The 15,341-nt window shown below is 40.9% G+C and carries 11 protein-coding genes, 2 tRNA genes and 3 rRNA genes; 8 read left to right on the forward strand and 8 right to left on the reverse strand.

Annotation, left to right across the window (positions count from 1 at the left end; all coding sequences use genetic code 11):
* Positions 1-46 precede the first annotated feature (46 nt).
* The 4 genes from ACO052_RS17230 to ACO052_RS17245 all read left to right on the forward strand — a co-directional run bounded on the left by ACO052_RS17230 (position 47) and on the right by ACO052_RS17245 (position 4,340).
* A complete protein-coding gene (locus ACO052_RS17230) occupies positions 47-2,422 on the forward strand; it encodes a TonB-dependent receptor (protein WP_422105035.1) in 2,376 nt (791 codons plus the stop codon).
* Between the two features lie 5 nt (positions 2,423-2,427).
* A complete protein-coding gene (locus tag ACO052_RS17235; RefSeq protein ID WP_422105036.1) occupies positions 2,428-3,243 on the forward strand; it encodes a DUF4249 domain-containing protein in 816 nt (271 codons plus the stop codon).
* Positions 3,244-3,304: 61 nt separating this feature from the next.
* Entirely contained in the window at positions 3,305-4,129 is an 825-nt protein-coding gene (murQ, locus tag ACO052_RS17240) for an N-acetylmuramic acid 6-phosphate etherase (protein ID WP_422105037.1), read from the forward strand.
* Complete coding sequence (locus tag ACO052_RS17245) at positions 4,104-4,340, forward strand: DUF6095 family protein (protein ID WP_422105038.1); 237 nt, start codon at positions 4,104-4,106, stop codon at positions 4,338-4,340. The genes murQ and ACO052_RS17245 overlap by 26 nt, the downstream gene beginning before the upstream one ends.
* A gap of 73 nt (positions 4,341-4,413) precedes the next feature.
* Here the strand turns inward: ACO052_RS17245 and rrf are convergent.
* From rrf to ACO052_RS17270, 5 genes are all read right to left on the reverse strand, one after another.
* A 5S ribosomal RNA gene (gene rrf / locus ACO052_RS17250) occupies positions 4,414-4,521 on the reverse strand.
* Between the two features lie 152 nt (positions 4,522-4,673).
* A 23S ribosomal RNA gene (locus ACO052_RS17255) occupies positions 4,674-7,484 on the reverse strand.
* Positions 7,485-7,670: 186 nt separating this feature from the next.
* A tRNA-Ala gene (locus ACO052_RS17260) sits at positions 7,671-7,744 on the reverse strand.
* A gap of 204 nt (positions 7,745-7,948) precedes the next feature.
* Positions 7,949-8,025 (reverse strand) — tRNA-Ile (locus ACO052_RS17265).
* Between the two features lie 154 nt (positions 8,026-8,179).
* Positions 8,180-9,703, reverse strand: a 16S ribosomal RNA gene (locus ACO052_RS17270).
* The 16S, 23S and 5S rRNA genes sit together here with 2 tRNA genes alongside, the layout of an rRNA operon.
* Positions 9,704-10,194: 491 nt before the next feature.
* Here ACO052_RS17270 and thrS point away from each other — a divergent pair.
* The 4 genes from thrS to rplT all read left to right on the forward strand — a co-directional run bounded on the left by thrS (position 10,195) and on the right by rplT (position 13,438).
* Positions 10,195-12,135: a threonine--tRNA ligase gene (gene thrS / locus ACO052_RS17275; protein WP_422105039.1), complete on the forward strand. Its 1,941-nt coding sequence runs from the start codon at positions 10,195-10,197 to the stop codon at positions 12,133-12,135.
* 91 nt (positions 12,136-12,226) lie between these two features.
* Positions 12,227-12,721, forward strand: coding sequence for a translation initiation factor IF-3 (infC, locus tag ACO052_RS17280; RefSeq protein ID WP_422108079.1), 495 nt, complete (start codon positions 12,227-12,229; stop codon positions 12,719-12,721).
* Positions 12,722-12,790: 69 nt separating this feature from the next.
* The gene (gene rpmI, locus ACO052_RS17285; RefSeq protein ID WP_053975390.1) at positions 12,791-12,988 is read left to right on the forward strand and encodes a 50S ribosomal protein L35; all 198 of its coding nucleotides are present in this window, start codon (positions 12,791-12,793) and stop codon (positions 12,986-12,988) included.
* A 105-nt stretch (positions 12,989-13,093) separates the two neighbouring features.
* Positions 13,094-13,438, forward strand: coding sequence for a 50S ribosomal protein L20 (gene rplT, locus ACO052_RS17290; RefSeq protein WP_073081329.1), 345 nt, complete (start codon positions 13,094-13,096; stop codon positions 13,436-13,438).
* A 76-nt stretch (positions 13,439-13,514) separates the two neighbouring features.
* Here rplT and ACO052_RS17295 read toward each other — a convergent pair whose 3' ends face one another.
* The 3 genes from ACO052_RS17295 to ACO052_RS17305 form a co-directional block, all read right to left on the reverse strand.
* Complete coding sequence (locus ACO052_RS17295) at positions 13,515-13,937, reverse strand: secondary thiamine-phosphate synthase enzyme YjbQ (protein ID WP_422105040.1); 423 nt, start codon at positions 13,935-13,937, stop codon at positions 13,515-13,517.
* A gap of 319 nt (positions 13,938-14,256) precedes the next feature.
* The gene (locus ACO052_RS17300) at positions 14,257-14,712 is read right to left on the reverse strand and encodes a hypothetical protein (RefSeq protein ID WP_422105041.1); all 456 of its coding nucleotides are present in this window, start codon (positions 14,710-14,712) and stop codon (positions 14,257-14,259) included.
* Positions 14,713-14,774: 62 nt separating this feature from the next.
* Complete coding sequence (locus tag ACO052_RS17305; RefSeq protein WP_422105042.1) at positions 14,775-15,341, reverse strand: Crp/Fnr family transcriptional regulator; 567 nt, start codon at positions 15,339-15,341, stop codon at positions 14,775-14,777.

Consider the following 15,341-nt stretch of genomic DNA (forward strand, 5'->3'; position numbering starts at 1 on the left):
ATTCAAAATGAAGCTTTTTTATTTTTGTTTGACTTAAAAAATTGCAATGAACAAAAACCCCTGCTTTGTTTTTATCATCTCCTTATGGTTTTCTTTTAATAGCCTAGCCCAAGAAAAATTTACCTTAAGTGGCACCATTACAGATAACCAAAGTAACGAAACACTCATAGGTGTAAATATCATTATCCCAGAACTGCAGTCTGGTACCATGACTAATGAATATGGGTTTTACTCTATTACACTTCCTGAAGGTACTTATAACGTTCAAATTAGTTATTTAGGCTTTAAAACCATTTCCGAAACCATTGTTTTAAATGCCAACACGACCAAAAATTTTAAGTTAAGTGAAAGTGCTGAAAGCTTAGATGAAGTAGTGATAAAAGAAAACATTGAAAAACTCAATATAAGAAAACCTCAAATGAGTGTTAATGCACTTTCCATCCAAACCATTAAGAATATGCCTGTGGTCTTGGGAGAGGTAGACGTTATAAAATCCATTACATTGCTTCCTGGTGTAACTAATGCCGGTGAAGGTTCTTCAGGATTTAACGTTAGAGGTGGTGCCGCAGATCAAAACCTTATCCTATTAGATGAGGCCACAATTTTTAACTCCTCCCATTTATTTGGATTCTTTTCAGTTTTCAATCCAGATGCCATTAAGGATATTAAGTTATATAAAGGTGGCATACCCGCAAAGTATGGTGGTCGCGTGTCATCCGTATTGGACATTTACCAAAAAGAAGGAAACAGTAGTGAGTTCCATATGAATGGTGGTATAGGTCTAATTTCGAGTCGATTGTTAGCAGAAGGCCCTATAAAAAAAGATAAGGGTTCTTTTTTATTTGGCGGCCGAAGTAGTTATGCCCATTTATTCTTACCCTTGTTCGACATCGATAATGTGGCTTACTTCTATGATTTAAATACAAAGCTCAGCTATCGATTGAATGAACGAAATAGTATCTTTCTTTCGGGTTACTTCGGCAGGGATGTCTTTAACATTCAGGATAGTTTTGAAAATACTTATGGCAATACCGTCGTTAATTTTCGTTGGAACCACCTATTTTCGGATAAACTGTTTTCAAATTTATCATTGATTTATTCAGACTATTACTACGGTTTAGATCTCAATTTTGTCGGTTTTGAATGGGAGTCCTTTATAAGAAACTTTAATGTTAAATACGATCTCAAACATTATATCAGTAATAACTTTAAGCTAGAATATGGTTTAAATAGTATTTACTACAAATTTAATCCCGGTGAGATCAATCCAAATACTGAGGATTCTGGTATAAATCCTTTCAAATTAATCGATAAATATGCTTTTGAAAATGCCGTATATATTGATGCAGAGCACAAACTCAGTAATAAACTATCCGTGAGTTATGGTGCAAGATTCAGTACATTCCATCGATTAGGGCAAGACGAATTAAATACTTATGAAAATGACAATCCTGTCCTGTTTAACGAAGCTCTAGGCATTTACGAAAAAGCTGAACCAACAGGAACGGAAAACTTTAACAGAACTGATGTCATAGCATCTTTTGCCAATATAGAACCACGTTTAGCACTCGCCTATCAGCTTGACGATAACTCGTCCATAAAAGCGAGCTATAACCGAATGAGTCAGTACTTACATCTCTTATCGAACACGAGTTCGCCCACACCTTTGGATGTATGGACACCCAGTGGAAAATTTGTTGAGCCTCAGTTATTAGATCAGGTGGCACTTGGTTATTTTAGAACGTTTAAAGACAACTTGTTTTCATTAGAAGTAGAAACCTTTTATAAAACCATACAAAATCGCATCGACTATATTGATGGTGCAGATTTGATTGCCAATAATGCCATAGAACAGGTCATCTTAAATGGTGAAGCTAGAGCCTATGGTTTAGAGGTCTTATTGAGAAAAAATGAAGGCAGACTTCAAGGGTGGTTGGCCTATACCCTATCGCGGTCTGAGCAGCGTACCCCAGGGAGAACACCAATTGAAACAGGAATTAATAATGGGGAATGGTATAAAACACCCTTTGATAAAACCCATGATATTTCGTTGACTGCTAGTTACAACTTGAATAAAAAATGGTCGCTTAGCTCTAACTTTTTATTTCAAACGGGTCTACCGGCAACCTTTCCAAATGGACAATACGAATTTAATGGTATTGTAGTACCAAGCTATGAAGCTAGAAATTCAAGTAGATTACCAGCGTATCATCGTTTAGACTTATCCGTTAATTACAACCCAAAACCAGATAGTCAGAAACGATTCAAAGGCCAATGGGTTTTTGGGATATACAATGTTTATAATCGAAGAAATGCGGCCAATATTACATTTCGGGAAAACCGCATGTCGGGCACAAACGAAGCCGTGAGACTATCCATTTTTGGTATCGTTCCTTCGGTTTCCTATAATTTTAAATTTTAGAACTAATGAAAAAGTTATTTGTAATAGTATTGTTTCTTAGTTTTTTTACAAATTGTGAAGACGTTGTCGACGTCGATCTCAATACAGCAGAACCACGCTTAGTGATAGACGCCTCTATTAATTGGTTTAAAAATACAAGTGGGAATGAACAAAGTATCCGACTAAGTTTAACAGCACCTTTCTTTGATGAATCTGTTCCTCCCGCTAATGGAGCAACAGTTCAAATCACGGATTCTAACAATACTGTTTTTAATTTTGTCGAAGAAGGCCTTACTGGAATTTACAGAACCAATAACTTCGTACCCGTTATAGATGAAACTTACACCCTCACCATTCTTTATGAAGGTGAAACCTACACGGGTACAGAAATCCTAAAATCCGTTGTCCCTATAGATTTTGTCGAACAAGAAAACGAAGGTGGTTTTTCGGGAGAAGACATCGAATTAAAAGCCTTCTATACAGATCCTGCTAATATTGAAAATTATTATTTCTTTGAATTTATCAGCGATATTCCTGTAATACCAACACTTGAAGTTTATGAAGATAGATTCACAGATGGCAATCAAATTTTTGGTTTCTACACTGAAGAAGATTTAGAATCAGGTAATATTGTAACCATTAGAAATCATGGTATATCCGAGCGATTTTATGAGTTTATGTTTATTTTACTTCAGCAAGGAAGTGAGGAAGGTGGTGGACCTTTCGAAACGCAACCTGCAACAGTAAGAGGCAACTGCATCAATACGACCAATCCCGACAATTTCCCGTTTGGCTATTTTAGGCTCTCGGAAGTTGACGAACTTATTTATACAGTTCAATAGTATAAAGGAACTAAGGTCGATTTGCATTAAACTCCGTTAAATTATTTCTTAACTTTAAGCCATGAGTTTTACCAAGACAACGGAACAAGATTCTCATTATAACGACTTAGAAAAAATGTCGGTAAATGAGATTATTATCAGTATGAATGCTGAAGATAAAACCGTACCACTTGCTGTTGAAAAATCACTTCCACAAATAGAAATACTGATACAAAAAGTGGTTGAAAAACTCAAGAATGGTGGGCGGTTATTCTACATAGGAGCCGGTACAAGTGGTCGTTTAGGTATTTTGGATGCCTCAGAGTGCCCACCAACATTTGGTGTTTCGCACAATTTAGTCATAGGCTTAATTGCTGGTGGTGACACTGCTATAAGAAAAGCTGTAGAAAATGCAGAAGATTCTACGACTCAAGGCTGGAAGGATTTACAGGATTATGATATATCAGAAAAAGATATCGTCGTAGGTATTGCGGCCTCGGGGACCACACCATACGTTGTCAGTACTCTAAAAAAATGTAATGAAGAAGGTTTAATTACGGGATGTATCACTTGCAATAAGAATAGCCCTTTAAGCCTCACTGCACAATATCCGATCGAAGTTATCGTCGGTCCAGAATTTCTTACAGGCAGTTCTAGGATGAAAGCTGGAACAGCCCAAAAGCTGGTATTGAATATGATTACTACGGCCACTATGATTCAGTTGGGAAGAGTGAAGGACAATAAAATGGTAGACATGCAATTGAGTAATAATAAATTGGTAGACCGTGGCATAAAAATGATTATGAATGCCTTAAACGTTTCGGAAAAGGAAGCCTCCAAATTACTTGAGGAGCATCAGAGTGTAAGACAAAGTATAGCACATGGACGACAACAACAGAACCGATAAAAAGTTATTAGGAAAAGGACTAAAACGCATGGGTATTTGCTTGGTGCTTATGTTTGCGGGTCCGACTTTATTACATCTAGCTCTAAGTAATGACGACAAACCCTTATATATTCCGCTACTTGTACTAGCTATAATACTATGCATAGCGGCAATTGCCATGCTGTTTATTGGACTTAATACTATCGCAGATAGTATTTTTAAAAAGAAGTAATTTAAAACCTATCCTATCCATTCTAAGCTTATTGAAAACAAAAAACCCAGTTCAAATGAACTGGGTTTTTCAAAAAAGGCGGCGACCTACTCTTCCACAAGCGTAGTACCATCGGCGCAAACGGGCTTAACTTCTCTGTTCGGAATGGTAAGAGGTGAGCCCCGTCGCTATAACCACCTTAAGTTGTAAGTTATGAGTTATGGGTCATTGAGTTATGAGCTTTTTAAACTCTCAACTCCGAACTCCGAACTCCTAACTGTCACGCTACAGGCGTGACCAATATTGTTGACACATTGAAAAAATTACATGACCTATACCTTAAAAAGAGCGGCGTACAATAAGCCTATGGGCTATTAGTACTACTCGGCTATGACATTGCTGCCTTTACACCTGTAGCCTATCGACGTGGTCGTCTCCCACGGCCCTTTAAAGAAATCTCATCTTGTGGTGGGTTTCGCGCTTATATGCTTTCAGCGCTTATCCCTTCCGAACGTAGCTACCCTGCAATGCCCTTGGCAGAACAACAGGTACACCAGAGGTTCGTCCAACTCGGTCCTCTCGTACTAGAGTCAGATCCACTCAAATTTCTAACGCCCACAGTAGATAGAGACCGAACTGTCTCACGACGTTCTGAACCCAGCTCGCGTGCCACTTTAATGGGCGAACAGCCCAACCCTTGGGACCTTCTCCAGCCCCAGGATGTGACGAGCCGACATCGAGGTGCCAAACCCCCCCGTCGATGTGAGCTCTTGGGGGAGATCAGCCTGTTATCCCCGGAGTACCTTTTATCCTTTGAGCGATGGCCCTTCCATGCGGAACCACCGGATCACTATGCTCTACTTTCGTACCTGATCGACCTGTATGTCTCTCAGTCAAGCCCCCTTATGCCATTGCACTCTGCGCACGGTTACCAAGCGTGCTGAGGGAACCTTTAGAAGCCTCCGTTACTCTTTTGGAGGCGACCACCCCAGTCAAACTACCCACCAAGCACTGTCCTTCATCAGAAGTTAGACTCTAGATAAGCAAAGGGTGGTATTTCAACAATGACTCCTCGACGCCTGGCGACGCCGATTCATAGTCTCCCACCTATCCTACACATTACTTATCCAAAGCCAATACTAAGCTATAGTAAAGGTTCACGGGGTCTTTTCGTCCCACTGCGGGTAAACGGCATCTTCACCGTTACTACAATTTCACCGAGATCATGGCTGAGACAGTGTCCAGATCGTTACACCATTCGTGCAGGTCGGAACTTACCCGACAAGGAATTTCGCTACCTTAGGACCGTTATAGTTACGGCCGCCGTTTACTGGGGCTTCATTTCAGATCTTCGCCGAAGCTAAACCCTCCACTTAACCTTCCAGCACCGGGCAGGTGTCAGGCCCTATACGTCATCTTTCGATTTAGCAGAGCCCTGTGTTTTTGATAAACAGTCGCCTGGACCTCTTCACTGCGGCCACGCCGGAGCGTGGCGACGCTTCTCCCGAAGTTACGCGTCTATTTTGCCTAGTTCCTTAGCCATGAATCTCTCGAGCACCTTAGAATTCTCATCCCAACTACCTGTGTCGGTTTACGGTACGGGCTGCATCGCTCGCTTTTCTTGGAACCCCCTTCGCTGCATTATCACCTTGGCCGTAGCCTCGGTGTACTATCGCTTGCGCTTCAACGTACTATTCCGTCAGTACGCAGCAACCACGGGGATCCGTCACTTTCGTCGCGGGCAGGTACGGGAATATTAACCCGTTGTCCATCCACTACCCCTTTCGGGTTCGCGTTAGGTCCCGACTAACCCTCAGCTGATTAGCATAGCTGAGGAAACCTTAGTCTTTCGGTGTGCGGGTTTCTCGCCCGCATTATCGTTACTTATGCCTACATTTTCTTTTGTAGCTTCTCCAGCATGCCTCACGGCAAACCTTCGACGACACTACAATGCTCCCCTACCCAACTTGCGTTGCCATAGCTTCGGTAGTATGTTTATGCCCGATTATTATCCATGCCGAACCGCTCGACTAGTGAGCTGTTACGCACTCTTTAAATGAATGGCTGCTTCCAAGCCAACATCCTAGCTGTCTAAGCAGTTCAACCTCGTTTATTCAACTTAACATACATTTGGGGACCTTAGCTGATGGTCTGGGTTCTTTCCCTCTCGGACATGGACCTTAGCACCCATGCCCTCACTGCCGGAAATCATTTTATAGCATTCGGAGTTTGTCAGGAATTGGTAGGCGGTGAAGCCCCCGCATCCAATCAGTAGCTCTACCTCTATAAAACTAAACCGACGCTGCACCTAAATGCATTTCGGGGAGTACGAGCTATTTCCGAGTTTGATTGGCCTTTCACCCCTACCCACAGGTCATCCGAAGACTTTTCAACGTCAACCGGTTCGGGCCTCCACTGTGTGTTACCACAGCTTCACCCTGCCCATGGGTAGATCACACGGTTTCGCGTCTACCACTACTAACTATAGCGCCCTGTTCAGACTCGCTTTCGCTACGGCTCCGATCCTTAAAATCTTAACCTCGCTAGCAACGGTAACTCGTAGGCTCATTATGCAAAAGGCACGCCGTCACGGATAAATCCGCTCCGACCGCTTGTAAGCGTATGGTTTCAGGTTCTATTTCACTCCCTTATTCAGGGTTCTTTTCACCTTTCCCTCACGGTACTGGTACACTATCGGTCTCTCAGGAGTATTTAGCCTTATCGGATGGTCCCGACTGATTCACACAGGGTTACACGTGCCCCGCGCTACTCAGGATACTGCTATCTCGTCTTCGCTTGCGTATACTAGACTATCACTATCTACGGTCCGTCTTTCCAAACGGTTCTACTTCGCTCCGACTCGAACATCGCAGTCCTACAACCCCAACATTGCCGTAACAATATTGGTTTGGGCTGTTCCGCGTTCGCTCGCCACTACTGGCGGAATCACTTTTGTTTTCTTCTCCTCCGGGTACTTAGATGTTTCAGTTCCCCGGGTTCGCCTCCTATAAAGGATACTATGTCTTCAACATAGTGGGTTGCCCCATTCGGATATCCGCGGATCGATTCGTATGTGCCGATCCCCGCGGCTTTTCGCAGCTTATCACGTCCTTCTTCGCCTCTGAGAGCCTAGGCATTCCCCATACGCTCTTGTTTAGCTTATTGTACTTTTGTCTTTTTAATGAGTTATAATTGCTCGTTACAATTATTTTGTTCTATTAAATATTTCTATCTAATTATCATGTATCTTTTTTCAATATGTCAATGAACGTTTGTCCAGTTCGCAGTATCCAGTATTCAGTGTGCAGTTTGGACTGCCTACTGTAAACTGATGACTGTTTACTGGTCTTGTGGAGAATACCGGAGTCGAACCGGTGACCTCCTGCGTGCAAGGCAGGCGCTCTAGCCAGCTGAGCTAATTCCCCATTGTTTAGTCGGCAGCCCTCAGTATTCAGTAGTCAGCTACTGTGTACTGCCAACCGCGTACCGCAAACTGGTTGCCCAACTTCTAGAATTTCCTATTTTAATGAACTTATGCCCTTCTTCGCCAAGGCTTCGAAGGACGCCGTAGTCTCAGGCAGACTCCCTTCGACTGCGCTCAGGGTAAACTTCTCGTCTGTCTTTCGACCTGGTAGTCTCAGGCAGACTCGAACTGCCGACCTCTACATTATCAGTGTAGCGCTCTAACCAGCTGAGCTATGAGACTGTCTTTAGTCGTTAGCCGTTGGTAATCAGCAAGCGGTCAAACCCACTCTTTACCAATAACCATCAACTATATACTTAAATTTAAATCGACAGCAAGAGAACAGAACCACCTATTTCCTGTATTTGATAGCTTCCTATCCGTCGTCTTTCTCTAGAAAGGAGGTGTTCCAGCCGCACCTTCCGGTACGGCTACCTTGTTACGACTTAGCCCTAGTTACCGATTTTACCCTAGGCCGCTCCTCTCGGTGACGGACTTCAGGCACTCCCAGCTTCCATGGCTTGACGGGCGGTGTGTACAAGGCCCGGGAACGTATTCACCGGATCATGGCTGATATCCGATTACTAGCGATTCCAGCTTCACGGAGTCGAGTTGCAGACTCCGATCCGAACTGAGATATAGTTTGTAGATTCGCTCCTTCTCGCGAAGTGGCTGCTCATTGTCTATACCATTGTAGCACGTGTGTAGCCCAGGACGTAAGGGCCGTGATGATTTGACGTCATCCCCACCTTCCTCGCGGTTTGCACCGGCAGTCTTGCTAGAGTTCCCATCTTTACATGCTGGCAACTAACAACAGGGGTTGCGCTCGTTATAGGACTTAACCTGACACCTCACGGCACGAGCTGACGACAACCATGCAGCACCTTGCAAAGTGTCCGAAGAAAAATCTATCTCTAGACCTGTCACTCTGCATTTAAGCCCTGGTAAGGTTCCTCGCGTATCATCGAATTAAACCACATGCTCCACCGCTTGTGCGGGCCCCCGTCAATTCCTTTGAGTTTCATTCTTGCGAACGTACTCCCCAGGTGGGTCACTTATCACTTTCGCTTAGCCACTCAGACCGAGGTCCGAACAGCTAGTGACCATCGTTTACGGCGTGGACTACCGGGGTATCTAATCCCGTTCGCTCCCCACGCTTTCGTCCATCAGTGTCAATACGTTGTTAGTGATCTGCCTTCGCAATCGGTATTCTATGTAATATCTATGCATTTCACCGCTACACTACATATTCTAACCACTTCACAACGATTCAAGACCGACAGTATCAAAGGCAGTTCTACAGTTGAGCTGCAGGATTTCACCTCTGACTTACCGGTCCACCTACGGACCCTTTAAACCCAATGATTCCGGATAACGCTTGCATCCTCCGTATTACCGCGGCTGCTGGCACGGAGTTAGCCGATGCTTATTCTTACGGTACCGTCAGCCCCGCTCACGAGCGGGGGTTTCTTCCCGTACAAAAGCAGTTTACAACCCATAGGGCAGTCTTCCTGCACGCGGCATGGCTGGATCAGGCTTCCGCCCATTGTCCAATATTCCTCACTGCTGCCTCCCGTAGGAGTCTGGTCCGTGTCTCAGTACCAGTGTGGGGGATCCCCCTCTCAGGGCCCCTACCTATCGTCGCCTAGGTGTGCCGTTACCACACCTACTAGCTAATAGGACGCATACTCATCTCTTACCGATAAATCTTTAATATAAATGTCATGCAACAACTATATACCATGGGGTATTATTCTTCGTTTCCAAAGGCTATCCCCCTGTAAGAGGCAGATTGTATACGCGTTACGCACCCGTGCGCCACTCGTCATCTGGTTGCAAGCAACCAATGTTACCGTCCGACTTGCATGTGTTAGGCCTGCCGCTAGCGTTCATCCTGAGCCAGGATCAAACTCTTCATCGTTAAATTTTAGGTCTTTCGACCATCTCTTCAACAACCGATAGGAATTTAATTCAGTACTCCAAATGATCTATTCTCTTGTTTTTCGCCGACCGCTTCCGATCGGCTCTTACGCTGTCAATTCAATATGTTAATGAACTCTTTTTTTATCTCCAAAACAACCCTTCGGCGTTTTAGCGGGTGCAAATATAAAACCCTTTTTTATTCCTCACAACATCTTCGTAATTTTTTTTGAAAATATTTTCCAACCTCTAAATTACGCCTGTAAGAACTTCCCACTTGAACCGAAATACCAACTACGGTTTCATCCGATGCGGGGCGCAAATATATAACCCATTTTCTTCTTGGCAATGAAAAAAATGAAATTGTTTTCAACATATATTTATATCCCTAATTTACAATAATCTAGAATCATGAATTTTTATTCAAAACTTCACTTTGTCCTTTATATATATAGATATATCTTTGTGGCCTCAATTTTATAACTATATATAATGATTAATATAACTCTACCTGATGGTTCGGTTAGAGCTTTTGACAAAGCTATAACGCCTTATGAAGTGGCTGTAGATATTAGCGAAGGGTTCGCGCGTAATGTTATCTCGGCAAAGTTCAATGACACTGTTGTTGAAACCACCACTCCATTGACCACAGATGGTAGTCTTACATTATATACCTGGAGAGACGACGCAGGTAAAAAAGCATTTTGGCATTCTTCGGCCCATGTACTTGCCCAAGCTTTAGAAGAACTTTATCCAGGTGTTAAACTTTGGGTAGGGCCTGCTATTGAAAATGGTTTCTACTATGATGTGGATTTAGGCGATGATGTTATTTCCGAAAAAGACTTCAAGACGATTGAAAACAAAATGATGGAGATCGCACGTGGAAAGCACGATTTTAAAATGCGAGAGGTTTCCAAAGCAGAGGCACTATCTTATTATGACGGTAAAAATGAATATAAAGTTGATCTCATCGAAGGATTGGAAGATGGTGACATCACATTTTGTGATCATTCCTCATTCACTGACTTGTGTCGAGGAGGCCATATTCCAAATACAGGCATTATTAAAGCCGTAAAAGTTTTAAGTGTTGCTGGTGCTTATTATAAAGGTGATGAAAACGAAAAGCAATTAACAAGAGTTTACGGTATTTCATTTCCAAAACAAAAAGAACTTACGGAATATCTCCACTTATTGGAAGAAGCCAAAAAGCGTGATCATAGAAAATTGGGAAAAGAACTCCAGCTCTTTGCGTTTTCACAAACTGTTGGTCAGGGATTACCCTTATGGTTACCTAAAGGTGCTGAACTAAGGGAACGTTTAGAAAATTTCTTGAAAGCTGCACAGAAAAAGGCAGGCTATCAAATGGTCGTTACACCTCATATTGGTAATAAGGACTTGTATGTCACTTCAGGGCATTTTGCTAAATATGGTGAGGATAGTTTTCAACCCATTAACACCCCTGCTGAAGGTGAAGAGTTCTTATTAAAACCCATGAACTGCCCGCACCATTGCGAAATCTATAAAACGCGACCTTATTCTTATAAGGAATTACCAGTACGGTTTGCAGAATTTGGTACGGTATATCGTTATGAACAAAGTGGTGAGTTACACGGCTTAACCCGTGTGAGAGGTTTTACACAAGATGATGCCCATATTTTCTGTACTCCTGATCAATTGGATGCTGAATTTAAGGAAGTAATTGATTTGGTACTTTATGTATTTAGTTCTTTAGGTTTTGAAGATTTTAAAGCGCAGGTATCTTTAAGGGACCCTGATAATCCTGATAAATATATCGGAAGTAACGAAAATTGGGATAAGGCTGAACAAGCCATATTAAATGCAGCAAAGGATAAAGGATTAGACTATATTGTCGAAACAGGTGAAGCCGCCTTCTATGGTCCTAAATTGGATTTTATGGTAAAGGACGCTTTAGGACGTCAATGGCAACTTGGAACTATCCAAGTGGATTACAATCTTCCTGAACGATTTGACCTGACTTATAAGGGTAGTGATAATGAGCTACATAGACCGGTAATGATCCATAGAGCGCCTTTTGGAAGTATGGAGCGTTTTGTAGCTATTTTACTAGAACATACCGGAGGAAACTTCCCGATTTGGTTAATGCCAGAACAAGCTATTGTGTTGTCGGTGAGTGAGAAATACGAAAAATACGCGGAAAAAGTTTTAAATTTGCTAGAAAATAACGAAATTCGCGCCCTCGCTGACAATCGAAATGAAACCGTTGGTAAGAAAATTCGTGAAGCTGAAATACAGAAGTTTCCGTATATTATTATTGTCGGTGAGCAAGAAGAAAATGACAATACCATTTCTGTAAGACAACACGGTGGTGAAGATCTTGGCAGAATTAGTGTAGAAGCATTTTCGCAAATAATAAAAGAAAAAGTAAGTGAAAGCTTAAAAACTTTCAAGTAAATAACGTTTAATTAAAATTATATAAGCCATAGCAATACGTAGAAACAGAAGGAATTATAATAGACGTGAAGTCAAAGAGGACAAGCACCGTATAAATTCTAAAATTAGATCTGAAGAAGTCAGAGTCGTTGGAGACAATGTAGAAGTGGGAGTTTATCCCATTAAGAAAGCACTGGCCATGGCCGACGAGCAAGGTTTAGATTTAGTTGAAATTTCGCCTAACGCGAACCCTCCTGTTTGTAAGATTATGGATTATAAAAAGTTTCTTTACGAACAAAAGAAACGGGAGAAAGCTTTAAAATCTAAAGCCTCTAAGGTGGTTGTTAAAGAAATTCGTTTTGGTCCTCAAACCGACGATCACGATTACGAATTTAAAAAGAAGCACGCCATTAAGTTCTTAAAAGATGGAGCTAAGCTAAAGGCCTTTGTGTTTTTTAAAGGACGTTCGATCGTATTTAAGGAGCAAGGCCAAATCTTGTTATTGAGACTGGCCCAAGATCTGGAAGAGTACGGCAAAGTAGAACAAATGCCTAAGCTCGAAGGAAAGCGCATGATTATGTTCATGGCGCCTAAGAAGACTAAGTAAAAAGGACACACCTTCGCCAAAGGCTTCGGTGTATAAAATAAGCGAAACGTAAATTAAAACTAGGACAAAATGCCTAAAATGAAAACAAAATCGAGTGCTAAGAAACGTTTCAAACTAACTGGCACTGGTAAGATTAAAAGAAAGCACGCTTTCAAGAGTCATATTTTGACTAAGAAATCTAAAAAGCGTAAGCTTGCGTTGACTCATGATACTTTAGTACATAAGTCTGACGAGAATAATGTTAAAACCATGTTACGCTTAAAGTAATTAGGTTTTAACCGGTTAAATTAATTTATAAACCCTGGAGTTAGGCAAAAAAATTTAGCAAGTGTCTATTTATAGACCGCCTACTACAAAAAACAATTAAAAGAAATGCCAAGATCAGTAAATTCAGTTGCAAAAAGAGCTAGAAGAAAAAAAGTTCTTAAGCAAGCCAAAGGCTACTGGGGAAGACGTAAAAACGTTTGGACAGTAGCTAAAAACGCGGTTGACAAAGCGATGCAATATTCGTACAGAGATCGCAGAAACAAAAAGAGAACATTCCGTGCCTTATGGATTATGCGTATTAACGCCGGTGCCAGACAACACGGTATGAGCTATTCAAAATTTATGGGTAAATTAAAAGCTAATAATATTGAATTGAACCGTAAGGTTCTTGCCGATTTAGCGATGAATCACCCTGAAGCTTTTGAAGCTATAGTAAACAAAGTTAAATAAGGGCTTTTAGCCAAATTTATAACAACATTTCGCTTAACAAAAAATCCGATTCTAACGAGTCGGATTTTTTTATGCTCTAATTTCCAAAGACTGTAATAACTATGTGTCTCCCTGAAGCATTATTCCTGTGTTCGCAGAGATAAATACCCTGCCAAATTCCAAGATTCGGTTTCCCTTGCGTTATTGGAATCTGGACTGAAGCTCCCATTAAAGAGGCTTTTATGTGTGCAGGCATATCGTCCGAACCTTCAAATGTGTGCCTATAATACGGTTGATTCTCGGGCACCATCTTATTCATGTGGCTTTCAAAATCCTGTCTCACCGTTGGGTCTGCATTTTCATTGATGGTCAGACTTGCAGACGTATGCTTTATAAATACTTGTAATTGGCCAATAGCGATCTGATTGATTTCAGGAATGGCATTCAACACATCCCTTGTGATTAAATGAAATCCTCTAGTATAAGGTTTTAATCGTATTTCTTTTTGAAAAAATTGCATGCTGAATTTAATTTAATCTATTTGTTGTTCTTAAAACTTAATTATATGTCATCACATGACATAGATTTAACGTGAGTTCGATTTAAAAGTTTTATTTAAATCTTGATTATCAGTCAATTAATGCTTTATGTCAGGTTGAGCGCAGTCGAAACCTAACTGGAAACCAGATGTTAAAGACCTTTCGACTGCGCTCAAGGAGACAAGTTTTTATTTTATTAAAATAAAACAAGCCAATTTTGAATTCTTACTTCAAACTCACGTTAAATTTAATACATATTTAAAACTCATTTAAGTTTACAAACCCACATGTCAATATATTTCAATAAACTCGAATTGTACTGACATAAGTCCAAATGATAAAGAGTATTTGCAATGGAATTCTAAACCATAAGTAAGAAAGACCAGGCCCATCAAATGTTCCTTTCTGATAATTTATTGTATTTATAGACGCATAAATATTTATAGGAAGCACGAGTATGAGAAAAATTAGTATTGCCCAACCTGTTATTACTTGGAATTTTGGTACGAGTAAGGCCATAGCAAAAACGATTTCTAATAGTCCTGTTAGGTAAACAAGATTTTTCCTGAACGGAATAAATTCTGGCATCATAATAGCCATTCCATTGGTGTATACAAAATGCCCAATTGCCGTAAAGCATAGCATCATTGACAAGGCTATTCTTGCTGATAGCATAAAATCAAAGGCTTTTTTGAAAAAATATGTTACAAAAAGAGCGATTATAAAACTAGATATGAGTACAATAAGTGGTTTCATGTTGTTTTCCTATTTACGTTACAAAGAACCTAAATCCGTTTAGGAAAGACAATGAACCCAAGTTAAGTAATTCGCTTTCTTATTCGACTGAGTGCTTGTGGAGTGACGCCAATATAAGATGCTATATATTTTAACGGAATATGTTTTATCAATTTTGGTCTCTCCAAGAATAGATCTAAATAGCGCTCCTCTGCTGTTTTACTCAGTAAAGAAAGTTCTCTTTTAGCCTTTATGATATACATGCGTTCCGCCATTCTTCGACCTATTAAATTTCCTTTTTCTGTTTTTTGATAAACCTCTTGAAGGTCTTTGAAGGTTATTCTCCATAAAATGGCATCTGCCAATACTTGGGTCTGATACGCACACGGGCTTTGAGAGATGAATGAATCATACGCCGTAAAAAGGTCATTTTCAAATAAAAATCCGAAGGTTAAATCATAGTCTTCTCCATGAATATAAAATCTAACAACGCCTTTAGAAATAAAGGATAAATGGTTTTCTACCTGTCCTTGTTTCAATAGTATTGTATTCTTTTTGAAGCATACCTTTTGCAGTTTTGAAGAAAAAAAATCCCAATCAGATTGACTCATCGGATATACTTTGTCTAAAAACTTTCTGACTTCTTCCAC

It is taken from the genome of Winogradskyella sp., from assembly GCF_965228925.1.
Lineage (GTDB): Bacteria > Bacteroidota > Bacteroidia > Flavobacteriales > Flavobacteriaceae > Winogradskyella.

Excerpts from the sequence above, each read along its gene's own strand:
- ACO052_RS17230 (WP_422105035.1), top strand. The coding sequence starts at position 47 with ATGAACAAAAACCCCTGCTTTGTTTTTATCATCTCCTTATGGTTTTCT.
- ACO052_RS17235 (WP_422105036.1), top strand. The coding sequence starts at position 2,428 with ATGAAAAAGTTATTTGTAATAGTATTGTTTCTTAGTTTTTTTACAAAT.
- murQ (WP_422105037.1), top strand. The coding sequence starts at position 3,305 with ATGAGTTTTACCAAGACAACGGAACAAGATTCTCATTATAACGACTTA.
- ACO052_RS17245 (WP_422105038.1), top strand. The coding sequence starts at position 4,104 with ATGGACGACAACAACAGAACCGATAAAAAGTTATTAGGAAAAGGACTA.
- thrS (WP_422105039.1), top strand. The coding sequence starts at position 10,195 with ATGATTAATATAACTCTACCTGATGGTTCGGTTAGAGCTTTTGACAAA.
- rpmI (WP_053975390.1), top strand. The coding sequence starts at position 12,791 with ATGCCTAAAATGAAAACAAAATCGAGTGCTAAGAAACGTTTCAAACTA.
- rplT (WP_073081329.1), top strand. The coding sequence starts at position 13,094 with ATGCCAAGATCAGTAAATTCAGTTGCAAAAAGAGCTAGAAGAAAAAAA.
- ACO052_RS17295 (WP_422105040.1), bottom strand. The coding sequence starts at position 13,937 with ATGCAATTTTTTCAAAAAGAAATACGATTAAAACCTTATACTAGAGGA.
- ACO052_RS17300 (WP_422105041.1), bottom strand. The coding sequence starts at position 14,712 with ATGAAACCACTTATTGTACTCATATCTAGTTTTATAATCGCTCTTTTT.